Raw genomic sequence first — 22,887 nt, 5'->3', positions numbered from 1 at the left:
CGTCAGCCCTCCGCGGCTTCCGCCGGGGGGAGGGTGAACCAGACGGCCTTGCCGTAGGGGGTGGGGCGGTAGCCGGTGTCCGCGCTGAGGGCCCGGATGAGCAGCAGTCCGCGTCCCCGTTCGGCGAGGATTTCGGGTCTCTTGGGGCCCTCGGGGCGGCCCGGGCCGTCGGACTCGCGGACGCCCTCGTGCGCGTCTTCGCGTACGTCCTCGCGTACGCCTTCGCGTGCGTCCTCGCCTACGTCTCGCCGCGCGTCGTCCCGTACGCCGCCCCGTGTGCCCTGCGGTCCCTGGCCGTCCGGGCCGCTGAAACCGCCGGGCGGAGTGGGGTCCTGGTCGTGCACCTCGACCTGCCAGCCGCCGGTCGGCACCAGCTCCACCACCAGCTCTATCGGCTCGTCCCCGGTCGTGTGCTGCACCGCGTTGGCGACCAGCTCCGCCGTCAGCAGCTCGGCCGTGTCGCCGTCCACGGGCGCGCCGATGTCCGCCAGCGTGTTGCGGATCAGCGCACGGGCCAGCGGTACCGCGGCGGTGGTGTGCGGCAGTGCGAAGCGCCAGGTGGCGGCGTGGAGGGGTTCGGGCACGTACGGGTCCAGACGGTCGGCGAGGAGCGGGATACCGCAGCCCTTGACGGTATGAAGCGGACGATAGTGCCGGAAGGGACCATGGACCACTCTTGGGGGGACTTTGGTCTTTTCGATCACGCCCCCGCTCTATCGCGCACTCGTGACGACAGTCACGTACCGGTGATAACTTCGAGGGGCAGGCACCAGGAAGGCACCCGGCAGACCCAGCCGTCCGGCTGAAGGAGGCCATGGCCCCCATGAGTCCGTTCACCGGTTCCGCGCCCCGCACCGAGGACTGGCGACATCTGCGCCTCACCCTCGACCAGGGCGTCGCCACCGTCACCCTCGCCCGCCCCGAGAAGCTCAACGCGCTCACCTTCGGCGCCTACGCCGATCTGCGCGACCTCCTCGCCGAGCTGGCCCGCGACGGCTCCGTACACGCCCTCGTGCTCGGCGGCGAGGGGCGCGGCTTCTGCTCCGGCGGCGACGTCGACGAGATCATCGGCGCCACCCTCGCCATGGACACCCGCCAGCTGCTCGACTTCAACCGGATGACCGGGCAGGTGGTCCGCGCGCTGCGGGAGTGTCCCTTCCCCGTGGTGGCCGCCGTGCACGGTGCCGCCGCGGGCGCGGGCGCCGTCCTCGCCCTCGCCGCCGACTTCCGGGTCGCCGATCCTTCCGCCCGCTTCTCGTTCCTCTTCACCAAGGTCGGGCTCTCCGGCGGCGACATGGGCGCCGCCTATCTGCTGCCCCGCGTGGTGGGACTCGGCCACGCCACCCGGCTGCTGATGCTCGGCGAACCGGTCCGCGCCCCCGAGGCCGAGCGCATCGGCCTGATCAGCGTGCTGGCCGACGAGGGACAGGCCGGGGCGGAGGCGGCGGCGCTCGCCCGGCGGCTGGCCGACGGGCCCTCCCTCGCCCTCGCCCAGACCAAGGCGCTGCTCACCGCCGAACTCGACATGCCGCTGTCCGCCGCGATCGAGATGGACGCGTCGACCCAGGCGCTGCTGATGACCGGCGCGGACTACGCCGAGTTCCACGCCGCGTTCACCGCCCGCCGCGCCCCGCTGTGGCAGGGCCGATGAACACCACCCCCGGCCCTGCCCCCGCCCCCGGCCGCCCGCTCCGCGTCGCCGTCGTCGGCGGCGGGCCCGGCGGCCTCTACGCGGCGGCGCTGCTCGCCCGCCTCGACCCGCGGCGCGAGATCACCGTCTGGGAGCGGGGCGGCCCCGAGGAGACCTTCGGGTTCGGCGTCGTCCTCTCCGACGAGACCCTCGGCGGCATCGAGCACGCCGACCCGGTCGTCCACGCCGCCCTCCGCGACGCGTTCGTCCGCTGGGACGACATCGACGTGACCCACCGCGGCCATGTGCTCACCTCCGGCGGCCACGGCTTCGCCGCCCTCGGCCGCCGCCGGCTGCTGCGCATCCTCCACGAGCGCTGCCAGGCCCTCGGCGTCCACCTCCGGTTCCGCAGCCAGGCGCCGCCCGCCGAGCAGCTGTCCCGCACGTACGACCTGGTCATCGCGGCAGACGGGGCGGGCAGCGCCACCCGCCAGGCCCACGCCGAGGCCTTCCGCCCCCGCATCACCACCCACCGCTGCCGCTACATCTGGCTCGCCGCCGACGTCGCCTTCGACGCCTTCCGCTTCGAGATCGCCGAGACCGAGCACGGCGTCATGCAGCTCCACGGTTACCCGTATGAGCCGGCCGCGAGCACCGTCATCATCGAGGCACGGGAAGAGGTGTGGCGGCGGGCCGGGCTCGACCGCTGCACCGAACGCGAGTCCACCGAGCGCTGCGCCAAGCTCTTCACCGACGCCCTCGGCGGCCACCCCCTGCGCGGCAACCACTCGCAGTGGACCGCCTTCCGCACGGTCGTCAACGAGCGCTGGTCGCACGGCAATACGGTCCTCATCGGCGACGCCGCGCACACCGCCCACTTCTCCATCGGCTCCGGAACCAAACTCGCCGTCGAGGACGCCCTCGCCCTGGCCGCCTGCCTCGAAGAACACCCCGTCCTCCCCGACGCGCTCGCCGCGTACGAGGCCGAACGCCGCCCGGTCGTCGCGTCCACCCAGCGCGCGGCGCGCGCCAGCCTGGAGTGGTTCGAGAACCTGGAGCTGTACCTGGACCAGCCGCCGCGGCAGTTCGCCTTCAACCTCCTCACCCGCAGCCGCCGCGTCACCCACGACAACCTGCGGCTGCGCGACGGGGAGTTCGTCGAGACGGTGGAGCGCGAGGCCGCCGTACCGGCCGCCACCCCGCCCATGTTCACCCCCTTCCGCCTCCGTGGCCTCACCCTCCGCAACCGCGTCGTCGTGTCCCCCATGGACATGTACTCCGCCGCCCCCGACGGCACCCCCGGCGACTTCCACCTCGTCCACCTCGGCGGCCGGGCGCTCGGCGGGGCCGGGCTGGTGATGACGGAAATGGTCTGCGTCAGCCCGGAGGGCCGTATCACCCCCGGCTGCACCGGCCTCTACGCCGACGCCCACGAAGCCGCCTGGCGCCGCGTCACCGCCTTCGCCCACACCCACTCCCCGGGCGTGGCCGTCGGCGTCCAGCTCGGCCACAGCGGGCGCAAGGGCTCCACCCGGCTCATGTGGGAGGGAATCGACACCCCCCTCCCGCACGGCAACTGGCCGCTCGTCGCCCCCTCGCCCCTCCCGTACCGCCCCGGCGTCAACCAGACCCCGCGGGCCCTCGACGCCGCCGGACTCGCCGCCGTCCGCGACCAGTTCGTCCGCGCCGCCGAACGCGCCGCCCGCGCGGGCTTCGACCTCCTCGAACTCCACTGCGCCCACGGCTATCTGCTCTCCAGCTTCCTCTCCCCGCTCACCAACCACCGCACCGACGCCTACGGCGGCTCCCTCGACGCCCGCCTCCGCTACCCACTGGAGGTCTTCGACGCCGTCCGCGCCGTCTGGCCCGACGACCGCCCCATGACGGTCCGCATCTCCGCCACCGACTGGGCCGACGGCGGCACCACGGCCGACGACGCCGTCGCCATCGCCGCCGCCTTCACCGCCCACGGCGCCGACGCCATCGACGTCTCCACCGGCCAGGTCGTCCCCGACGAGACCCCCGACTACGGCCGCTCGTACCAGACCCCCTACGCCGACCGCATCCGCAACGAACTCGGCGTCCCCGTCATCGCGGTCGGCGCCATCTCCTCCTGGGACGACGTCAACTCCCTGATCCTGGCGGGCCGCGCCGACCTCTGCGCCCTCGCCCGCCCCCACCTCTACGACCCCCACTGGACCCTGCACGCCGCCGCCGACCAGAACTACACCGGCCCCGCCACCCCCTGGCCCCTCCCGTACCAGGCGGGCAGCCGCACGCCCCCGACCGGCCGCACCGACGCCCCCAAGCCCCGGCTCGCGCTCTAGAGGGGGCCGAGCAGGGCGGTGGTGAGCCCGCACAGTGCCGTGATCAGGTCGCGGCCCAGGGTGTGCCACGACTCCTCCGCGCGGGCCGGGTCGACGCGGCCGTTGGCCAGGTCGTACTCCAACTCGGCGAAGGCGTGCACCGAGAGCTGGCGCACCATGGTGCCGTGCCGGGCCAGGAGGTCGGGGCGGATGTCGTCCCGGCGAATCGCGCCGATCTCGCCCAGGAGGCCGAGGGACGGCGTGTCCAGATGTTCCCGCACGACGTAGTCGCGCAGCGCGGGTTCGACGAGGGCCTGGGCGAAGAAGCGCGCGCACCAGGCGGGGGTGCCCGCCTCGATGTACGTCTCGACGTTCGGCAGGATCAGGCACCCGTAGTGGTCCTCCAGGGACACCGTGTCCTGCCCGCGCAGCGCCTCCACCATGGTGATGCGGTGCTTCTCGACGAGCGCGGTGTGGTGCGACAGGATCGTCCTGATGAGCCCGTCACGGCTCTCGAAGTGGTACTGCACCGCCGAGTTGTTGCGCTGCCCGGCTGCCTCGCTGATCTGCCGCACCGAGACGCCCGCGAAGCCGCGCTCGGCGTAGAGCCGCTCGGCGGTGCGCATCAGTTTGTCCCGCGCGAGCACCGAGCGCGCGGACGGCGGGGCAGCCGGGCCGGAAAGCGTCATTCCGCTGGAGTCATTCCGCTGAAGAGGTCATTCCGTCAGGCTGATGGCCCCGGTCGGGCACGCCGCGGCGGCCTCACGGACGGCATCGCGGTGCTCCGGCGGCGGAGCGTCGTCCAGCACGACCACGATCCCGTCCTCCTCCCGCTGGTCGAAGACCTCATCGGCCCTGACCACGCACATCCCGCTGGCGCAGCAGAGTCCCTCGTCAACAGTGATCTTCATGCTACCTCCCTCGCCGCCCGTCACCAGGTGACCCACATGTCCTCGAAACCGCCCGCGGCGACCCCCTCGCGGATGCGGAGCGTCTCCGGGGCGTCCCGCAGCCGCAGCTCGGGCAGCCGCCTGACGAACGTCCCCAGCACCACCTGGAGTTCCACCCGGGCGAGCGTCTGACCGACGCAGAAGTGCGGTCCCGCGCCGAACGCGAGGTGCTGGGCGTTGTTCTCGCGGCGCGGATCGAACCGGTCGGGGTCGGGGAACTTGCGCTCGTCCCGGTTGGCGGCGTGCAGATTGACGAACAACGTGCTCCCGGCGCCCACCGGCACCCCGCTGACCTCCGTGTCCTCGGTTATGAACCGGGGGATGCCCACCCCGCCGTTCGCGTCCATCCGCAGGGCTTCCTCCACCACGCCCGGCACCAGACCCGGATCCGCGAGCACCGCTTCGTAGCGCTCCCGCTCCGACAGCAGCATCGCCGTCATCTTCAGGATCATGTTGGACGTGGTCTCGTGCCCCGCCAGCAGGAGGCCGACCGCGGTGGAGATCAGTTCGTCGTGGCTGAGCCGCCCGTCCTCGCTGTCGGAGATCTGCGTCAGCTCGCTGAGCAGATCGTCGCCCGGCTCCGCCCGCTTGTGCTCGACCAGATCCGATGCGTAGGCGTGGAAGTCCCGCTGCGCTTCGTCCACTTCGGCCTGCGTGTAACGCGTCAGCGTCAGCAGGACCTCCGACCAGCGCGCGAACTTGTCCTGGTCCTCGCTCGGCGCGCCCAGCAGCGCGCAGATGACCCGCACCGGCAGCGGAAGCGCCAGCGCCGCGCGCAGATCCGCGGGCGACCCCTTGGCCACCATGTCGTCCACCAGCGCGTCGGCCATCTCCTGCACGCGCGGCCGCCACGCCTCCATCTTCTTCACCGTGAACGCGCGGCTGATCAGCCGCCGCCACCGCCGGTGCCCCGGCCCCTCCTTGTTGTCCACCTGCCCCTGGGCCGGCCGGCTGAACATGCCACCGTCCTCGGTGGTCGACATCCGCGCCGCGCCCTCCCGGTCGAGGTTCCGGCTGAACCGCTGATCGGTCAGCAGCCCGCGCACCTCCTCGTACCCGGTCAGCAGGCCGACCACATCCCCACTGGGCATCCGCACATGCGCCACGGGACACGCGGCCCGCGTCTCGGCCCACTCCCGCGGGGGCTCCAGCACATTCGGCTGCTCGAAGGGATAGTCAGGAACGACGTCAGTCATGGGGGGACTCCTCCGGTGTCGGGGACCTCCTGAGCACCGTAAGACGAGCGTCTTATTAAATCAATGGGCTTAGAAGCTGTGGCTGACGCGGTTGCCCGTGTAGGTTCGCAGGAGGGCTTACGGCATCACCCCCCACTCCTGCGCATGCTGGTGGACGAACTCGGTGAAAGTGCGCGGCGCGCGGCCGGTCAGGCCCAGTACGTCGGTGCTGACCTGGTCTTCCCGACCGGCCCGGATGCTGTCTTCCACGGCCGCGAGGGCATGCGCGAACTCGGCGGGGATGCCTGTCGCGCGGTGGTCAGCCGCCTGTTCGTCGGTGTCGATGTGTACCACGCGCACCGGTCGGCCGGCGCCGGTGGTGATGGTCGCCGCCGCGTCCGCGTAGCTCAGTGCCTTCGGTCCGGTGAGCAGGTAGTCACGGCGGTCGTCGGGCTCGACGGCCGTGTCGGTCAGCAGGGCGCAGGCGGCGGCCGCGACGTCCTGGACGTCGATCCAGCCCACTCGTCCCTCCCCGGCGGCGGTACGGATCTCGCCGTGCCGACGGATCCGTTCGCCCAGCGGGTGTGGGCGCAGGAAGTTCTGCATGAACCCGGACGCGCGCAGCACGGCCCACCCGGGGTGCGCCCGCACCCGTGCGGCCAGCTCCAGCGCGCTGGGGGCGTTCGGTAGCACGATGGCAGAGCCGAGAAGCACCACCCTGCGCACGCCGAGGTGCTGCGCCTCGGCCAGGAACGGTCCGACCAGCGGCAGGGGATCCACGCTCTGAACCGGTGGCACCAGGAACACCCGGTCCATTCCGCGCAGTGCGGCGGGATGGGTCCTCGGGTCACTCCAGTCGAATCGGATCGCGTCAGGGTCACTGGCAGCAGGGGTCCGGCTGGCTACCCGGACCGGCACGCCCTGGCCGCGCAGCAGTTCCGCCAGGATGCTCCCGGTCTTCCCGGTGCCGCCGGTCACCAGCACGCCGGTCATCGGGCATCCTCCGGGCACAGCGCGTCGAGCAGTTCGGGCAGCGTGCCGGCCGCCGCCGCGGTGGCCAGCGGGCTCCAGTAGTCCCGGTAGCAGGTGATCAGACCGTCCTGGACGGTGAGTACCACGATGTAGTCCAGCCGATACGGCTCTCCCGTACGTACTGTGGATCCGGTTCCCGTGAACTCCACGACGAGCGTGTCCGGCTGCTGCGTCCGGTACACGGTCATCGAGGGGATCTCCCGTACGTCCATCAGCTCAGGGAGGCGGGCCAGGTAGGCGCGGATCTCGTTCCGCCCGGTCAGTCGGCGCGGTGAGGTTCCCGCGGCGAACGGGAACTCGGCGACGCCGTCGTCCGCCCACAAGTCGGCGGCGGCGTCGGTGTCGCCGGCCGTCATCAGGTCCAGCATCCGCCGGATTGTTGCTTCGGGGGTGCTCGTCGAGTCTTCGCGTGTGCTCGGCATGGTGTCCTCCGGTGTTCGACGGGGTGCGACCCGTCCAGACTGGGCGCGGGCGCGCGTCCCGGGAACCGACGACTGAGCCCCGGACCGCCAGTCCGTGGCTAAGCGCGGCAACGGGTGCCACCATGAACGGGTGAGCAGAAGGGAACTGGCCGACTTCCTGCGCCATCGGCGGGAGGCGTTGCATCCGGAACGGTCGCCGGGCACGCACCCCCCGGGCCGACGTGCCCGCCGTACACCAGGATTGCGCCGGGAAGAGGTGGCCGCACTGGCCGGGGTGTCGGTCAGCTACTACGAACGGCTCGAACAGGCCCGCGCGCCGCGCCCGTCCCCGGAGGTACTCACCACGCTCGGTACGGCGCTTCAGCTCAGCACAGCGGAGCGCGAGCACCTGGCGCGGCTGGCCGGGCAGGTGCCACCCGGCACGGACGCCGATCGACAGCCGGTTCCCGACGAGGCCCACCGGCTCCTTGACCGGCTTGCGCCGACCCCCGCCTACCTGGTCGACGAGCGGCAGGACATCGTGGCCTGGAATGCCGAGGTGGCCGCGCTGATCCCCGGCTTCGAGCAGATGCACGCAGCGGAGCGCAACACGGTGCGGCTGGCCATCCGCCTTGGCGGCACGTTCTGCCGGGCGGCGCAGGGCGCGGAAGGCGAGTTCGCCCGGCAGTTCGCCGCGCAGCTGCGGGCAGCCAGTGTCCGGTACCCGGCCGACCGCATGCTCGGCGAGCTGATCAACGAACTCGCCGCCCACAGCGCGGAATTCGCCGCTGGCTGGCGCGATCACGACGTACGACCGGTACCCACACTGCGCAAGGTGCTGCGCCACCCCCAGCTGGGCGACCTGGAGGTGATCTCCCAAACCCTGCTGCTGCCGGGAACCGATCTGCAGTTGGTCATGTACCAGGCTGAACCAGGCAGCCCGAGCGCCGCCGCACTGGCCCGGCTCGGAGCACGCAGCCGGTGAACGGTCAGCCCTGATCCGACGCACCGTTGACGTCGAGGGCCGCTCGGGTCGCGGGCCGGCCGCACCGGCCGAACACCACCGCGTCCTCCGCCTGGGGCGCCCCTCTCCTCGCCCTCTGCAAAGGGACAAGATCGTGGGACGAGAAGCCGTGGCCTCCGAATGAGACGAACCGGGAACGCGCAGGTCGCCATCGCGGAGCGGGACATTCCGATTGCGGGCCTACAGCCCGTCAGGGGGCGCGCACCGGGTATCGGCAGGAGTCAGGTGGCTGGTTCAGCGGCGGCGTCGTAGGCGGCTCGGGCGTTGGTGATGTCGACCCGGTGGCGTTCTGCCCAGCCGACGAGCCCGCTCAGGGTTGCGTGGAGCTCTCGGGCCATGGGTGTGAGGCTGTATTCGACCTTGGGCGGAACGGTGGGGTAGACGGTCCGGATGAGCAACCCGTCGCGTTCCAGCTTGCGCAGGTTCAAGGTGAGCATGCGTCGACTGATGCCTGCGATGGCGCGCTCCAGCTCGGTGAAGCGGACCGGTCCATGGGCGGCGGCGACGAGGATGCCGATGCTCCACTTGCCTGCGACGTGGTCGAGGACCTCGGTGAGCGGACATGCCTCGTTACTGACCTGGGCGGACACATCCGTGTGACTGTGTGACAAGAAAGTGCCTCCTTCCGCGCCGCTTGATGGTTACAGAAGATTACTGCTGTAACAAATCATGCCCCATGGGAGGAAGCCCCGTGCTCAGAACCGCCTCATCAGCACAGAGATCGCGTTGGTCGGCGCTGGCCGTGCTCTGCTCCGGCCAGCTGATGGTGATCCTCGACGGGACCATCGTCAATGTGGCACTGCCGTCCATCCAGGCAGACCTGCATTTCTCCTCGTCAAACCTGGCCTGGGTGGTCAACGCCTATCTGGTCCCCTTCGGCGGCCTGCTGCTGCTTGCCGGACGGTTCGGCGACCTGATCGGACGCAAGCGGGTCTTCGTCACGGGCCTGATCGTCTTCACCGCTGCCTCGTTGCTCTGCGGCGTGTCCCAGACCCCGGCGATGCTACTGGCCTCGCGGTTCGTCCAGGGTGCTGGTGGCGCGGTGGCCTCTGCCGTCACCCTCGGCATGGTTGTGACCTTGTTCCCGCAGCCGAAGGAGCGGGCGAAGGCCATCGGCGTCTACAGCTTCGTCCAGTCCGCCGGTGGCTCGCTGGGTCTCCTCGCGGGTGGCGCCCTGACGCAGACCATCAACTGGCATTGGATCTTCTTCGTCAACGTCCCGATCGGTATCGTGGCGGCGCTGTTGGCCGGACGCATGCTCCACTCCGAGCGCGGTGTCGGCCTTGGCAGGGGCACGGACGTCGTGGGCGCGTTCCTGGTCACGTCCGCACTGATGCTCAGCGTCTACACCATCGTCGAGACCACCGACTACGGCTGGCATTCCGCACACACGCTGGGCTTCGGCGCCGCGGCACTCGCCCTGCTCCTCGCCTTTCTCGCCCGCCAGATGAAAGGGGCAAGCCCACTTCTTCCGCTGCGTGTGTTCCGCTCGCGCAACGTCTCAGGAGCGATGGGCATCCAGGCCCTCATGGTGGCCGGGATGTTCAGCTTCCCATTCCTGTGCGTGCTCTACCTGCAGAAAGTGCTCGGCTTCAACGAGATGCACACCGGCCTCGGCATCTTCCCGGTCTCGGTGGCGATCGGCGCGCTCTCCCTCGGCTTCTCGCCCAGGCTGATCGCGCGCTTTGGCCCGCGCGCCGTACTGCTTCCGGGGCTCGCGCTCATCGCGGCGGGGCTGGCCACGCTCGGCCGGGTTCCGGCAGGCGGAAGCTACTTCGTGGACATCTTGCCCGCACTGGTCCCACTCGGCATCGGCTTCGGTCTCGCGATGCCGTCACTGGCCACACTCGCAATGTCAGCGGCCACGCCCGAGGACTCCGGGATCGCCTCCGGCATGTTCAACACCATGCAGCAGATAGGCAGCGCCCTCGGCCTCGCGGTCCTCAGCACGCTCGCCGCCTCGCACACAGACGCACTGCTGGGCCACGGCGAGAGCACCGCCTCGGCACTCACCAGCGGTTACCAGTTCGCCTTCCGCTCAGGCGCGGGCCTCGTCGCCGCCGCTCTCCTCCTCGCCGCGACCGTGCTGCGGTCCCACGCCACACCGCAACGTCGGACGCCTGCGCAAGACGCTCCTGAGTCGGTCGCCGAGAACGCCAACCGCTGACCGTGTCAGCAGGACTCACCGGAACTCCGAAATCGTGCCGAGAGGACCGGGATGGCAGCGATCTTCTCGGCGGTGAGGTTCTTTCGTACGAGGCCGTGAGGGCGGCGCGGGCTGCTGCACGGAATGACCTCGTCGGGCGTGACGACGTAGTCCACCCGGAAATCATGCTCGCTCTCCGGCATCGCCTCCTCGATCACCTGAAGCGAGTGGACCGGCGCGACGATCACCGTCTCGGACGTGACCAAGCCCGCCTCAATCAACAGCGCGACCTCCAGGTCGGAGTATCCGGCGCCCTTCCCGAGCCGCGCCCCCGACCGGTTCCGCTTCATGGACCAACTGACACTGGCTGCGGCACCTGAGGCCGTTTCTGCCTCGCGCCACTTCCTCAGGCTTGCGCTGTCCAAGTGGCGCGCGGCCACTATCGAAGAAGACGCGCTTCTGATCGTCTCGGAGTTGGTAACCAACGCCGTGACTGCGACGGACATGGCAGCCGACCACCAGGCCCGACCAGGGAGGTGGGGAGGCGAAGCCGTCGTCGTACCCCGTCCGCCGCTCCTCGGCGAAGGCGATCCAGGGGTGATGGGCGTGGCACAGGACGACATGTTCGTCGGCGCGCCGGATGATCGAGGCGGTGTGGAAGGTTTGGGGGTACGTCCGCTCCTGCACCGTGCCGACCCGGCCCCCGCTCGCTCGGGCGGCGGCGTGGAGGGCGGTGCGGAAGGCGCGCACGCCGGTTTCCGGGAGCGGGCCGTGCTCGGGTCGGAAGAAACCGGTCGCGCCTCGTGGCAGAGGAAACACCGTGCCTCCTGGGCTCAGGGCTTGTTGTGAGTGTGGCCGGTGAGGTGGCGGTGGATCTCGTAGACGAGCCGGATGCCGCCGGCGAGCAGTGGCGGGGCGAGGAGCTTCCTCAGAGTTGCCGACTCCACGCCCGCGTCGGCGCGCAGCCACAGCAGGAGGGCGCCGGTGGCGGAGACGTGGAGGAGGGCCCAGAGCACTCCCGTTCGGGCCTCGCGGGAGGGGATGGTGGCGGCGAGGGCCCATAACCACGGTATGAGGGAGAACCCCAGGGCTACGAGTGCCATCAGGCCGGTCTCGCCGTCGTCCCGTGCAGCACGGCGGCGGCGTGCTCCGCGGCTGCGTCGCGCAGGCGGGCGTGGAGGGCGGTGAAGACCTCGGCGGCGCGGGCGCCGGGCCAGTCGTCGGGGAGCAGGGCGGGCGGCAGACCGGGGTCGGCGTAGGGGAGGTGGCGCCAGGAGTCGAGGGCCAGGAGGTGGTCACGGTAGGCGGCTTCGGGGGTGGGGGTGTGGTCGGTCCAGTGGGCGAGGACCGGTTCGTGGGCGGCGAGGAACGCGTGGTGGAGGGCGGCGAGTTCGTCCAGGTCCCACCAGCGGCGGACCGCCTCGGCGGTGGGGGTGAAGCCCGCGTGGTCGCCCCGGAAGAGGTCGACGTAGGAGTCGAGGCCGAGGCGTTCCAGGGTGTGGCGGGTCTCGTCGTAGAGGCGGTCCGGGGCGATCCAGACGCCGGGGGCGGCGGTGCCGAAGCCGAGGCGGGAGAGGCGGGAGCGGAGCAGGTGGCGCTTGTTGCGCTCCTGTTCGGGGACGGAGAAGACGGCGAGCAGCCAGCGGTCGGGCCCGGGGGCCGGGCGGGGGTAGATGCGGTGGTCGCCGTCGTCGAGGAGCTGGCGGGCGTCGGCGGACAGGGCGTAGCCCGCGGCACCGGTGGCGGTGCGGTCGGCGACCAGCAGGCCGCGCCGTTTGAGGCGGGAGACGGCGGAGCGCACCGAGGGCGGGTCGACGCCGACGGTGCCCAGCAGCCGGATGAGGGCGGCGACGGGCACCGGCCCGGCCGGATGGCCGGGGGTGCCGCGCCCGTGCGCGCCGTAGTGGCTGACGATGAGGGAGCGCGGGGTGTGCTGCTCGTTCACGGGGTCACTGTAAGGCGGTCACTGTAGGGCGCCGTCGCGGAGGCGGTAGCGCTGGAGCTTGCCGGTGGCGGTGCGGGGGAGTGCGTCGAGGAAGACGAAGCGGCGCGGGCATTTGTAGGGGGTGAGTTCGGCGGTGGTGTGGGCTTTGAGGGCGGCCGTCGTCTCCTCGGTGCGCGGGACGCCCGCGCGCAGGACCACGTGGGCGACGACGATCGTGCCGCGCTCCGCGTCCGGCTGCCCGGTGACGGCGGCTTCGACCACGTCGGGGTGGCGCAGCAGGGCCTCTTCGACCTCGGGGCCCGCGATGTTGTACCCGGACGAGATGATCATGTCGTCCGCGCGTGCCACATAGCGGAAGTAGCCATCCGGATCGCGGATGTAGGTGTCACCGGTGAGGTTCCAGCCGTCGCGTACGTACGTGAGCTGGCGCTCGTCCGCCAGGTAGCGGCAGCCGGTCGGGCCGCGCACGGCGAGCAGGCCCGGTTCGCCGTCGGGGACGGGGCACAAGTCCGCGTCGACCACCCGGGCCTCGAAACCGGGCACCGGAACGCCCGTCGTCCCCGGGCGGATCGCGTCGTCGGCGGCGGACAGGAAGATGTGGAGCAGTTCGGTGGCGCCGATGCCGTTGATGATGCGCAGCCCGGTGGCCTCGTGCCAGTCGTGCCAGGTGGCGGCGGGCAGGTTCTCCCCGGCGGAGACGCAGCGGCGCAGCGAGGAGACGTCGTACGCCCCGGGTTCGGTGCGCAGCCGGTTCAGCATGGCCCGGTAGGCGGTCGGCGCGGTGAACAGCACCGACACCCGGTGCCGTGCGATGTCGGCGAGCAGCCGCTCCGCCCCGCCGCCGCCCCGGTCGGTCAGCAGCGCCGACGCCCCGGCGCGCAGCGGGAAGACGACGAGACCGCCGAGGCCGAAGGTGAAGCCGAGCGGCGGGCTGCCCGCGAACACGTCGTCGGGGGTGGGCCGCAGCACCTGGGCCGAGAAGGTGTCGGCGATGGCGAGCACATCGCGGTGGAAGTGCATGCAGCCCTTGGGCCGCCCGGTGGTTCCCGAGGTGAAGGCGATGAGGGCGACGTCGTCGGCGGAGGTCGGGACGGCCTCGTACGACGCGGGCGCGCGGGCCGCGAGCCGCAGCAGGTCGTCGGGCGCGTCACCGCCGTAGGTGAGGGTGCGCAGCCCCGGCACCTCGGCCTTGACGAGGTCGTCCGCGCACCGCGCGTCGCACAGCGCGTGCCCGACCCGGGCGATGTCGCAGATCGTGGCCAGTTCGCGGGACCGCTGGGCGGCGAGGACGGTCACCGCGACCGCGCCCGCCTTCATGACGGCGAGCCAGCAGGCGGCCAGCCAGGGCGAGGTGGGGCCGCGCAGCAGCACCCGGTTGCCGGGGACGACGCCGAGCGTGGTGGTGAGGGTGTGCGCGATGCGGTCGACGTGCGCGCGCAGGTCCCCGTACGTCCACACCGTGCCGGAGCCGTCGCGCACGGCGGCCCGCTCCGGGCCGTACCGCTCCACCGTGCGATCCAGTAACTCCGCCCCGCAGTTGAGCCGGTCGGGGCGGCGTGGCCCCGGCAGGTCCAGGAGGAGCCCGGGCCACTGGCCGGCGGGCGGGAGGTGGTCACGGGAGAAGGTGTCGACGTGTGCCGAAGGCCTGAGCTCCATCGAGGATGCGCCCCCTGCCTGCCCGATGTGCCTGCCGGATGGCTGTCTGAAGCCGCCTTGTCAGCGTAACGTGATGGTGACGACAGTCAATATGCCGCGATAAGGGTTGTGCCGAGGGAGGCCCCCGATGCCGTCATTCGCACTGGATCCGGAGCAGCGGCGCTGGTGCGCACGGCTGCGCGCGCTGGCCCGCGACCGGCTGCGGCCGCTCGCGGACGCCGGTACGCCGGGGCGCGTCAACCGGCCGTTGACCGAGGCATTGGGCGAACTGGGCCTGCTGGAGCGGCTGTTCCCGGAGGACGGGCCGGTCCGGGCACTCGATCTGTGCCTGCTGCGCGAGTCGCTGGCCATGGAGTGCACCGAGGCCGAGACGGCGCTCGCCCTCCAGGGGCTCGGCGCGTACCCGATCGTGCTGTCCGGCGGCGAGAAGCTGTACGAGCGCTGGATGCCCGGGATCCGGGCGGGCCGTACCGTCGCCGCCTTCGCGCTGAGCGAGCCGGACGCCGGGTCGGACGCGGCCGCGCTCACCCTGCGGGCCGACCGGGACGGGGCCGGGGGCTGGCGGCTGACCGGCGAGAAGTGCTGGATCTCCAACGCGCCCGAGGCCGATGTCACCACCGTCTTCGCCCGCACCACCCCGGGCGCGGGCTCACGCGGCGTCACCGCCTTCCTGGTCCCCGCCGACCGCCCCGGACTCGGCGGCGAACCCCTGGAGATGCTCAGCCCGCACCCCATCGGCCGCCTCGTCTTCGACGGCGTCCCGGTCACCGCCGAGGACGTGCTGGGCGTGCCGGACGCGGGCTTCCGCGTCGCGATGCGCACCCTCAACCTGCTGCGGCCGAGCGTGGGCGCGTTCGCCGTCGGCATGGCGCAGGCGGCGCTGGACGCCTCGCTGGCGCACGCCGGAAGCCGCACCGCGTTCGGCGGTCCGCTCAAGGACCTCCAGTCCGTCGCGCACCAGCTCGCCGAGATGGCCACCCGCACCGAGGCCGCCCGGCTGCTGGTGTACGCGGCGGCGAGCGCGTACGACGACGGCGAGCCCGGCATCGCCCGGCGCTCGGCCATGGCCAAGCTGCTGGCCACCGAGACCGCGCAGTACGTCGTGGACGCGGCCGTCCAGATCCACGGCGCCCGCGCGCTGCGCCGCGGCCACCTGCTGGAACACCTCTACCGCGAGGTGCGCGCGCCCCGCATCTACGAGGGAGCCACCGAGGTCCAGCGCACGATCATCGCGAAGGAGCTGTACCGATGACCGAACCCCTGCACCGGATCAACCCCGCCGAGCTGTCCCCGCCCACCGGATTCAGCCACGCCGTCACCGCGACCGGCGGACAGCTGGTCTTCCTGGCCGGTCAGACCGCGCTGGACCAGGACGGCAAGGTCGTCGGGGACACCCTCCCCGCCCAGTTCCGCCGGGCGCTCACCAATCTGTTCACCGCGCTGGCGGCCGCCGGTGGCAGCCCCACCGACCTCGCCCGGCTGACCGTCTACGCCACCGACATCGCCGCCTACCGCGAGTGTGCCCCCGAACTCGGCCGGATCTGGCGGGAGATGGCCGGTCGCGACTATCCGGCGATGGCCGTCATCGGCATCGTCCGGCTGTGGGACGAGGAGGCGATGGTCGAACTGGACGGCATCGCGGTGCTGCCGTAGCGAAACGCCCTTGCTCTGTTATTCCGAAATACCGTAGTCTCCGGCCATGGCCGACGAGTCCCTGCACGAGCGGGTCGCCGCACTCGAAGAACGGGTGTCGCGCCTGGAGTCCGAAGCGCCGGACACCCCGCGGAACGAGGTGTTCTGGGCCCTGGAGGGGCTGCGCCGACGGAGCACGGGACACGGGCAGGTGCTGTTCACCGGTGCGGTCGAGCTGCCCACCGGCAAGCACTACGAATGGCAGCAGGGCGCCACGACCGACGGCCTGCTGGACGCGGACTGGTCCGAACACGCCGCGCCCTACGCCGCGTTGGGCCACCCGGTGCGGCTCACCCTGCTGCGCGCCGTGCTGGGCGGCACCCGCTCGGCGGCCGAACTCCAGGAGACCGCCGGGCTGAACACCACCGGCCAGCTCTACCACCACCTCAAGCAGCTGACGGCCACGGGCTGGCTCCAGGCCGAGGGCCGCGGCCACTACCAGGTGCCCGCGGGCCGGGTCGTGCCGCTGCTCGTGCTGCTGTCCGCGGTGGTGCCACCAGCCAAACCGACCACGGGGGAATGACGCATGAACCGACGTAAATTCATCACCACTGCGGCTGCCGCCGCCACGGGCACCGCCCTGCTGTCCGGCACCGCCGCCGCGGCCGACGACACCCTGCCCGCACGGGTGCGGCGCACCCTGGACCAGGCGCTGGCCGCCGGGGCCCCGAGCGCGGTGTGCGGCGTCATCCAGGGCGGGCGGACGTACGTGGCGGGCGCGGCCGGAAAGGGGAAGCGGACGCCGAACGGCCGGACCGTGTTCCAGCTCGGCTCGATCGGCAAGACGCTCACCGCCACCGCCCTCGCCCGTGCCGTCACCGCGGGCGAAACGCGCCTCGACGCACCGCTCACCCTGCCCGCCCGCTTCCCCATACCCCGCAAGGGCCCCCGCCGGATCACCCTCGCCGACCTGGCGACCCACTCCTCCGGCCTGCCCCGCCTGCCGGAGGGCCTCCTCGACGGCGCGAACCCCTACGACCCGTACGCGCACTACACGCTGGACGACCTGGCCGAGGGCCTGAGCAAGACCACCCTCGCCACCGAACCAGGCAGTAAGTACGCCTACTCCAACCTCGGCTTCGGACTCCTCGGCCAGGCACTCGCCTTCGACCGCGTGGACGAGATGCTGCGGCACCGGGTGGCCAGGCCGCTGGGTCTGGCCGACACCACGACGACCCTGCGGCCGGACATGCTGCTCCGCAAGGCAGTGGGCCACGCCGGGGGAGTACCGGTTCCCGACTGGCACGACCACGTGCTCAGCGGGGCGGGCAGCTCCATGTACAGCACGGCCAACGACATGCTGCGCTACCTGGCCGCCCAACTCCGCCCCGAGCGCTCCCCGTTGCGGGCGGCCATCGAACTGACCCAGCGGCCCCACTTCGACGCTGGCAAGGGCTTGCGGCTCGGCCTCGCCTGGCACCTCATACCGCTGCCCAGCGGCCGCACCATGACCTTCCACGACGGCGGCACCGGCGGCTTCACCACCTTCGCGGCGTTCTGCAGGGACAGCGGGACGGCCGTGGTGATGATGGTGAACACCGTCAGCCAGGATGCCGACGGCAAGCAGTACCCGATCGGCCCACTCGCCGAGGAGTTGCTCAACGACCTCGACGCCGCCCACTGACCGCCGCCGTTCGTGAGGAGCCCTGACAACCATGGCTGATAAGCGTGTTGTCGTCGTCACCGGTGGCGGCACCGGCATCGGCGCCGCGACCACCCGGTTGCTGCGCGCCGACGGACATCACGTCGTCATCGGCGGCCGACGGCCCGGCCCGCTGCGGCAGATCGCCGACGAGACCGGCGCGCTGGCCCACCCCGCCGATCTCACGGACGCGACCGCCGTCCGCGAGCTGGTCGACACCACCGTCGCCCGCTACGGCAGGCTCGACGGACTGGTCCTCAACGCGGGCGCCGGGCGCGGCGGAGCGGTGGGGGACCTGTCCGACGAGACCTGGGACCTGGTGCTCCGCACCAACCTGACCGCCCCCTTCCTGCTGATGCGAGCGGCGCTCCCGCATCTGCTGAAGGCCCGTGGTTCGGTGGTCGCCGTCGCCTCCGTCTCGGCGCTGCGCAACGGGACGGGCAACGCCGCGTACGCCACGTCCAAGGCCGCACTGCTCCAGCTGTGCCGCTCGCTGTCCGTCGACTACGGCCGCCAGGGGCTGCGGGCCAACACCGTGTGCCCCAGCTGGGTGCGCACCGAGATGGCCGACCGCCGCATGGCGCGCTTCGCCGAGGAGTCGCAACTGGACGGCGGTGTCGAGGAGGCGTACGAAGAGGCGACCGCCCTCATACCCGCGGGGCGCCCGGGGGACCCGGCCGAGGTCGCCGAGGCGATCGCCTGGCTGCTGTCCCCCGCCGCCTCCTTCGTCAACGGCGCGACCCTCACGGTGGACGGCGGTGTCGCGGCGCTCGACGGCGGCACGGTGCCGTTCGACTTCCGCCTCACGCGCCGCGACGGCAACGGCTGANTCACGGTGGACGGCGGTGTCGCGGCGCTCGACGGCGGCACGGTGCCGTTCGACTTCCGCCTCACGCGCCGCGACGGCAACGGCTGACGGGGGCGGGGCGCCGCGGTACCGCGGCGCCCCGTGGCGGGCCTCAGATGTCGCGGAACGTCTCGATCTGCGCGCCGATCGAGTTCAGCCGCTCGGCCAGGTCCTCGTAACCACGGTTGATCACGTACACGTTGCGCAGGACGGAGGTGCCGGGCGCGGCCATCATCGCCAGCAGGACGACCACGGCGGGGCGCAGCGCGGGCGGGCACATCATCTCGGCGGAGCGCCAGCGGGTGGGACCCTCGACCAGGACCCGGTGCGGGTCGAGGAGTTTGACGTGGGCGCCGAGCCGGTTCAGCTCCGTCAGATAGATGGCGCGGTTGTCGTAGACCCAGTCGTGGATCAGCGTCGAGCCCTGGGCGGCGGCCGCGATGGCGGCGAAGAAGGGCACGTTGTCGATGTTGACGCCGGGGAACGGCATCGGGTGGATCTTGTCGATGGGCGCCTGGAGCTTCGACGGCCGGACCGTCAGGTCGATCAGCCGGGTGCGGCCGTTGTCCGCCGCGTACTCCGCGCTGCGCTCGTGGTCGAGCCCCATCTCCTCCAGGATGGCCAGCTCGATCTCCAGGAACTCGACCGGCACCCGGCGGATCGTCAGCTCCGACTCGGTGACGACGGCGGCGGCGAGCAGGCTCATCGCCTCCACCGGGTCCTCGGAGGGCGCGTAGTCGACGTCACGGTCGATGTGGGTCACGCCGTGGACGGTGAGCGTCGTGGTGCCCACGCCCTCGACCTTGACGCCCAACTCCTCCAGGAAGAAGCAGAGATCCTGGACCATGTAGTTGGAGGAGGCGTTGCGGATGACCGTGACGCCGTCGTGGCGGGCGGCCGCGAGCAGCGCGTTCTCGGTGACCGTGTCGCCGCGTTCGGTCAGCACGATCGCGCGGGTGGGGGAGACCGAGCGGTCGACGCGGGCGTGGTACATGCCGTCGGTGGCGGTCACTTCGAGGCCGAAGGGGCGCAGCGCGGTCATGTGCGGCTGCACGGTGCGGGTGCCGAGGTCGCAGCCGCCCGCGTAGGGGATCCGGAAGCGGTCCATCCGGTGAAGGAGCGGGCCGAGGAACATGATGACGCTGCGCGTGCGGCGCGCGGCCTCGGTGTCCATGGAGTCGAGGTCCAGCTCGGCGGGCGGCACGATCTCCAGGTCGTTCCCGTCGTTGAGCCAGCGGGTGCGGACGCCGATGCTGCCCAGCACTTCGAGGATGCGGTAGACCTCCTCGATCCTGGCGACCCTCCGCAGCGTGGTGCGGCCCGCGTTGAGGAGGGTGGCGCACAGCAGCGCCACGCACGCGTTCTTGCTCGTCTTCACATCGATGGCGCCGGACAGCCGGCGGCCGCCGACCACGCGCAGATGCATCGGACCCGCGTAGCCGAGCGAGACGATTTCGCTGTCCAGCGCCTCACCGATACGGGCGATCATCTCAAGGCTGATGTTCTGGTTCCCGCGCTCAATGCGATTGACGGCGCTCTGGCTGGTGCCGAGCGCCTCCGCGAGCTGCGACTGGGTCCAGCCACGGTGCTGACGGGCGTCACGGATGAGCTTGCCGATGCGGGAGAGGTAGTCGTCAGTCATACAGAAGAGGCTATCTCAGATATGAGATGCGCATGCGACCGGGGTGAGGCGAGGTGTGGGGCTGTCCACCCGGGCATTGTTCTAGTAGTACGCGAACAAGGGAGGTTGTCGTGACCCGCTCCTGGTGGCGCGCGGGCGTCGTCGCTCTGCCCTTTCTGCTGGCCTGGGCCGCTGTCCTGGCCGTCTTCGCCGCGTTGCGCGACCGGCTGCCGGACCCGGTCGCCACCCATATCGGCCCCGGCGGGCAGGCCGACGGATTCACCGGTCTGGGTGCCTTCCTCCCGGTGGCCACCACCCTTCTGCTGCTGCCCGGCCTCATCGCCTCGGCCGTCGCGTACCGCTCGGGTACGGCGCTCGGCGCGCAGCGGACGTTGGTCGCCGCGGGGTACGGCACGGCCGCGATGCTCGGCTACGACCTCGTCGCGCTGCTCGGCGCCAACGCCGGGGCCGCCCGTGCCGCCCAGGTCGGCTTCCCCCTGTGGCACCTGGCCGTGTCCCTCGCCGTCGCCGGGGCCGTCGGCTCGGCGGGATGGCTGCTGGCGGGGCGGGACGCGGCGCCCGCCGATGAGGCCGACGAGGCGGCGGCCGGGCCCCGGCTGCCGCTCGCCCAGGGCGAGACCGCCGTCTGGACGCGCAGCGTCGGATCGCCCGTGCTGGTCGTCGTGGGGGCGGGTATCGCCCTGCTGGGTGTGGCGCTCACCGTGATCACGGACGTGACGGCGGAGTCGGCACTGATCGTCGGCGGGCTGATCTCGCTGGCGCTGTCCCGCTGCCGGGTCACCGTCGACCGCCGCGGCCTCTCCGTCGCGCCGTGGTTCGCCCCGCGCCCGCGGATGCGGATACCGCTGGAGCGGATCGCGGAGGCCACCAGCCGCGAGGCCCGCGCCCTCGGCCTCGGCGGCTGGGGCTACCGCCTCCAGCCGGGGCGCAGCTCCCTGGTGCTGCGCTCGGGCGACGCGCTGTTCCTGCGGCTGGTCACCGGCAAGGAGTTCGTGGTGACGGTGGACGACGCCGCCACCGCGGCGGCCCTGCTCAACACCCTGGTCGAGCGCGGCCCGACCGCGACCGGAGCGCGAGGCTGACCATGCTGTTCCGTGTCGACCTCGGCTCCCCGGTCCCCCTGGGGGACCAGATCGCCGCCACCGTCCGCGGCGCCATCGCCGACGGCACCCTCCGCCCCGGCGAGCGCCTCCCCGCCGCCCGCGCCCTCGCCGACTCCCTCGGCGTCAACGTCCACACGGTCCTCCGCGGCTACCAGCGCCTCCGCGAAGAGGACCTGATCGACCTGCGCCGCGGCCGCGGCGCCGTGGTCATCGGCGAACAGCCCACCGCCCGGGCCCGGCTCCTGGAGGGCGTCCAGAACCTGGTGGAGGAGGCCCGGGCGCTCGGCCTGTCGGACGAGGAGGTCCTGTCCCTGGTGCGCACCCGGCTGGCGGGCGGCTGAGCCGGGCGGAAAGTCGGATCAGTCGGATCAGAAGTCCGAGGTGTCCAACTCCAGGCCGAACGGCTCGGGGAGCGCGAGGGATGTGCCGAAGGGGTGCGGGCCGTCCACCTTGGTGTAGCCGAGGGGCCCGGGCGCGGCGTAGAGCGTGCACGTGCGCTCCTGCCGGTCGACGAGCAGATACAGCGGAGCGCCGTACTCGGCGTAGCGGCGGCGCTTGACGATCCGGCCGGTGTCTCCGTTGGAGTCCGAGGTGATCTCGACGACCAGCAGGGTCTGTTCGGGGACGAGCGCCGTGGCGTCCGCCAAGTCTTCAGGGACGACAGCCACATCGGGCACATACCAGTTGTTACTGCCGGGGAGATCCAGATTTCCTGATCCCGACACGCAACCGAGTTTGGATACGGCTGGCGCGATCTGGTTACGGATCTTATCGGCTGCCTTTTCATGGCCCCATGTCGGAGACAACGGTTCGATGACCCCCTCGACGATCTGCACCCGGTCCCCCTGGTGGTGCTGGATCGCGTATTTCAGTGCGGTTTCGGGGTCGTCGGCCACATACGAAGCCGTGTACGAATGGGGTTGCGCGCTCATTGGTCCTCCACCAGGCGTCGTCATCGCAGCATGACGACTGCGCAAGGTCTATCGCAATCCTCAACGGGCTGGGGTGAACTTGCCCAGCGATCACCCGTACCGGTGACCGTCTCCCGTCAGCACCGCCGCCAGGGTGCGGGCCGGGCCGTCCACGGCGGGGCCGTGGAGGAGTTCGGTGCGGTGGATCAGGCGGGGTGCGGTCAGGGGGATCGTGGCGATGCCGGGGGCGTTCTCGGCGGCCGTGTGCGGGAGCAGGGCCAGGCCGTGACCGGCCGCGGCCAGGGCGAGGAGGGCGCGTACGTCCGTGCCCTCGTACGTCAGCGAGGCGCGGAAGCCGCCGGTGCCGCTCGCGGCGCGCAGGGCGCCCAGCGGCACCGCGGTGTCCGGGGCGTCCAGCCAGGGGGCGTCGGCGAGGTCGGCCAGCCGCAGGCCGAGCCGACGGGCCAGCGGATGGCCGGGCGGCAGGGCGACGACCAGCGGCGTCTCCGCGACCGCGACCGTGGTCAGCGGCCCGGCCTCGGGCAGCGGCAGGGGTGCGCCGGGGGTGGCGGGGCCGTCGAGGAGCCCCAGGTCCAGCGCGCCGGTCGCGACGGCCGCCGGGATCTCCCGGCGGCGGAGGATCCGTACGGCCGCGCCCGCGTCGGGGCAGGAGCGGCGCGTCTCGTCCAGGGCCGTGGCGACCGCGGGCGTCATGGCCAGCGGTGAGGCGCCGAGGGCCAGCCGCACGGCGGCGGGCCCGGCCGGCCGCTCGACGTCCGCCCGGG

The 22,887-nt window shown here is 72.0% G+C and carries 26 protein-coding genes; 12 read left to right on the top strand and 14 right to left on the bottom strand.

Going from position 1 to position 22,887, the window contains the following annotated elements; translation table 11 throughout:
• Positions 1-2: 2 nt before the first annotated feature.
• On the bottom strand, positions 3-596 hold the full coding sequence (locus EEJ42_RS16820; protein WP_425472920.1) for an ATP-binding protein: 594 nt from the start codon (positions 594-596) through the stop codon (positions 3-5).
• A 227-nt stretch (positions 597-823) separates the two neighbouring features.
• Between EEJ42_RS16820 and EEJ42_RS16815 the strand changes: the two genes are divergently transcribed.
• Together EEJ42_RS16815 and EEJ42_RS16810 are read left to right on the top strand one after the other, a co-directional pair.
• On the top strand, positions 824-1,651 hold the full coding sequence (locus EEJ42_RS16815) for an enoyl-CoA hydratase family protein (RefSeq protein ID WP_123100735.1): 828 nt from the start codon (positions 824-826) through the stop codon (positions 1,649-1,651).
• The gene (locus EEJ42_RS16810) at positions 1,648-3,957 is read left to right on the top strand and encodes a bifunctional salicylyl-CoA 5-hydroxylase/oxidoreductase (protein ID WP_123100734.1); all 2,310 of its coding nucleotides are present in this window, start codon (positions 1,648-1,650) and stop codon (positions 3,955-3,957) included. Before EEJ42_RS16815 ends, EEJ42_RS16810 begins: the two co-directional genes overlap by 4 nt.
• Here EEJ42_RS16810 and EEJ42_RS16805 read toward each other — a convergent pair.
• The 5 genes from EEJ42_RS16805 to EEJ42_RS16785 form a co-directional block, all read right to left on the bottom strand.
• Positions 3,954-4,625 carry a TetR/AcrR family transcriptional regulator gene (locus tag EEJ42_RS16805; protein WP_123100733.1) on the bottom strand — a complete coding sequence of 224 codons (672 nt, stop codon included), beginning with the start codon at positions 4,623-4,625 and terminating at the stop codon, positions 3,954-3,956. The two genes, EEJ42_RS16810 and EEJ42_RS16805, sit on opposite strands and share 4 nt — an antisense overlap.
• A 27-nt stretch (positions 4,626-4,652) precedes the next feature.
• Complete coding sequence (locus EEJ42_RS16800; RefSeq protein ID WP_123100732.1) at positions 4,653-4,847, bottom strand: ferredoxin; 195 nt, start codon at positions 4,845-4,847, stop codon at positions 4,653-4,655.
• 20 nt (positions 4,848-4,867) lie between these two features.
• The gene (locus EEJ42_RS16795) at positions 4,868-6,082 is read right to left on the bottom strand and encodes a cytochrome P450 (RefSeq protein ID WP_123100731.1); all 1,215 of its coding nucleotides are present in this window, start codon (positions 6,080-6,082) and stop codon (positions 4,868-4,870) included.
• A 117-nt stretch (positions 6,083-6,199) separates the two neighbouring features.
• On the bottom strand, positions 6,200-7,054 hold the full coding sequence (locus EEJ42_RS16790; protein WP_123100730.1) for an NAD(P)H-binding protein: 855 nt from the start codon (positions 7,052-7,054) through the stop codon (positions 6,200-6,202).
• Positions 7,051-7,515 (bottom strand): nuclear transport factor 2 family protein, encoded by a 465-nt coding sequence (locus tag EEJ42_RS16785; protein ID WP_123100729.1) that lies wholly within the window; start codon positions 7,513-7,515, stop codon positions 7,051-7,053. Before EEJ42_RS16785 ends, EEJ42_RS16790 begins: the two co-directional genes overlap by 4 nt.
• A gap of 130 nt (positions 7,516-7,645) precedes the next feature.
• Between EEJ42_RS16785 and EEJ42_RS16780 the strand changes: the two genes are divergently transcribed.
• Positions 7,646-8,479 carry a helix-turn-helix transcriptional regulator gene (locus EEJ42_RS16780; protein WP_123100728.1) on the top strand — a complete coding sequence of 278 codons (834 nt, stop codon included), beginning with the start codon at positions 7,646-7,648 and terminating at the stop codon, positions 8,477-8,479.
• A gap of 260 nt (positions 8,480-8,739) precedes the next feature.
• On the opposite strand, the gene EEJ42_RS16775 is transcribed toward EEJ42_RS16780, so the two are convergent.
• The gene (locus EEJ42_RS16775) at positions 8,740-9,108 is read right to left on the bottom strand and encodes a winged helix-turn-helix transcriptional regulator (protein ID WP_123100727.1); all 369 of its coding nucleotides are present in this window, start codon (positions 9,106-9,108) and stop codon (positions 8,740-8,742) included.
• An 86-nt stretch (positions 9,109-9,194) separates the two neighbouring features.
• Here EEJ42_RS16775 and EEJ42_RS16770 point away from each other — a divergent pair, with 86 nt between their 5' ends.
• A complete protein-coding gene (locus EEJ42_RS16770; RefSeq protein WP_123100726.1) occupies positions 9,195-10,685 on the top strand; it encodes an MFS transporter in 1,491 nt (496 codons plus the stop codon).
• A 5-nt stretch (positions 10,686-10,690) separates the two neighbouring features.
• On the opposite strand, the gene EEJ42_RS16765 is transcribed toward EEJ42_RS16770, so the two are convergent.
• Positions 10,691-11,014, bottom strand: a complete 324-nt coding sequence (locus EEJ42_RS16765) for a 5-formyltetrahydrofolate cyclo-ligase (RefSeq protein WP_425472919.1) — start codon at positions 11,012-11,014, stop codon at positions 10,691-10,693.
• Between EEJ42_RS16765 and EEJ42_RS50900 the strand changes: the two genes are divergently transcribed.
• Entirely contained in the window at positions 10,923-11,513 is a 591-nt protein-coding gene (locus EEJ42_RS50900) for a hypothetical protein (protein WP_184503124.1), read from the top strand. The genes EEJ42_RS16765 and EEJ42_RS50900 overlap by 92 nt on opposite strands.
• Here the strand turns inward: EEJ42_RS50900 and EEJ42_RS16750 are convergent.
• From EEJ42_RS16750 to EEJ42_RS16740, 3 genes are read right to left on the bottom strand one after another with little or no spacing between them, the layout of a single operon-like run.
• Positions 11,498-11,767, bottom strand: coding sequence for a hypothetical protein (locus tag EEJ42_RS16750; protein WP_123100725.1), 270 nt, complete (start codon positions 11,765-11,767; stop codon positions 11,498-11,500). The genes EEJ42_RS50900 and EEJ42_RS16750 overlap by 16 nt on opposite strands.
• The gene (locus tag EEJ42_RS16745; protein WP_123100724.1) at positions 11,767-12,609 is read right to left on the bottom strand and encodes a PaaX family transcriptional regulator; all 843 of its coding nucleotides are present in this window, start codon (positions 12,607-12,609) and stop codon (positions 11,767-11,769) included. Before EEJ42_RS16745 ends, EEJ42_RS16750 begins: the two co-directional genes overlap by 1 nt.
• A gap of 18 nt (positions 12,610-12,627) precedes the next feature.
• Complete coding sequence (locus EEJ42_RS16740) at positions 12,628-14,265, bottom strand: AMP-binding protein (protein ID WP_123100723.1); 1,638 nt, start codon at positions 14,263-14,265, stop codon at positions 12,628-12,630.
• 127 nt (positions 14,266-14,392) lie between these two features.
• Here EEJ42_RS16740 and EEJ42_RS16735 point away from each other — a divergent pair, with 127 nt between their 5' ends.
• From EEJ42_RS16735 to EEJ42_RS16715, 5 genes are read left to right on the top strand one after another with little or no spacing between them, the layout of a single operon-like run.
• A complete protein-coding gene (locus EEJ42_RS16735) occupies positions 14,393-15,517 on the top strand; it encodes an acyl-CoA dehydrogenase family protein (RefSeq protein ID WP_123100722.1) in 1,125 nt (374 codons plus the stop codon).
• Positions 15,514-15,918, top strand: coding sequence for a RidA family protein (locus tag EEJ42_RS16730; protein WP_123100721.1), 405 nt, complete (start codon positions 15,514-15,516; stop codon positions 15,916-15,918). Before EEJ42_RS16735 ends, EEJ42_RS16730 begins: the two co-directional genes overlap by 4 nt.
• A 46-nt stretch (positions 15,919-15,964) precedes the next feature.
• The gene (locus tag EEJ42_RS16725; protein ID WP_123100720.1) at positions 15,965-16,480 is read left to right on the top strand and encodes an ArsR/SmtB family transcription factor; all 516 of its coding nucleotides are present in this window, start codon (positions 15,965-15,967) and stop codon (positions 16,478-16,480) included.
• 3 nt (positions 16,481-16,483) lie between these two features.
• Positions 16,484-17,581 carry a serine hydrolase domain-containing protein gene (locus tag EEJ42_RS16720; protein ID WP_123100719.1) on the top strand — a complete coding sequence of 366 codons (1,098 nt, stop codon included), beginning with the start codon at positions 16,484-16,486 and terminating at the stop codon, positions 17,579-17,581.
• Positions 17,582-17,612: 31 nt separating this feature from the next.
• Positions 17,613-18,428, top strand: a complete 816-nt coding sequence (locus EEJ42_RS16715) for an SDR family NAD(P)-dependent oxidoreductase (protein WP_123100718.1) — start codon at positions 17,613-17,615, stop codon at positions 18,426-18,428.
• Positions 18,429-18,558: 130 nt separating this feature from the next.
• Here EEJ42_RS16715 and EEJ42_RS16710 read toward each other — a convergent pair whose 3' ends face one another.
• Positions 18,559-20,088 (bottom strand): helix-turn-helix domain-containing protein, encoded by a 1,530-nt coding sequence (locus EEJ42_RS16710; RefSeq protein ID WP_123100717.1) that lies wholly within the window; start codon positions 20,086-20,088, stop codon positions 18,559-18,561.
• Between the two features lie 110 nt (positions 20,089-20,198).
• Here EEJ42_RS16710 and EEJ42_RS16705 point away from each other — a divergent pair, with 110 nt between their 5' ends.
• Positions 20,199-21,170 (top strand): hypothetical protein, encoded by a 972-nt coding sequence (locus EEJ42_RS16705; RefSeq protein ID WP_123100716.1) that lies wholly within the window; start codon positions 20,199-20,201, stop codon positions 21,168-21,170.
• Positions 21,171-21,172: 2 nt separating this feature from the next.
• Positions 21,173-21,532 (top strand): GntR family transcriptional regulator, encoded by a 360-nt coding sequence (locus EEJ42_RS16700; protein WP_123100715.1) that lies wholly within the window; start codon positions 21,173-21,175, stop codon positions 21,530-21,532.
• 27 nt (positions 21,533-21,559) lie between these two features.
• Here the strand turns inward: EEJ42_RS16700 and EEJ42_RS16695 are convergent, their stop codons facing one another.
• Complete coding sequence (locus EEJ42_RS16695) at positions 21,560-22,123, bottom strand: Uma2 family endonuclease (protein ID WP_123100714.1); 564 nt, start codon at positions 22,121-22,123, stop codon at positions 21,560-21,562.
• Between the two features lie 90 nt (positions 22,124-22,213).
• Positions 22,214-22,887: LysR substrate-binding domain-containing protein (locus EEJ42_RS16690; protein WP_246096801.1), on the bottom strand; the 674-nt coding region annotated here is incomplete at its 5' end.

The sequence above is a fragment of the Streptomyces botrytidirepellens genome (genome assembly GCF_003721215.1).
Classification (GTDB): domain Bacteria; phylum Actinomycetota; class Actinomycetes; order Streptomycetales; family Streptomycetaceae; genus Streptomyces; species Streptomyces himastatinicus.
The sequence above is the reverse complement of the archived record's forward strand: the minus strand, read 5'-3'. Positions and strand labels throughout refer to the sequence as shown.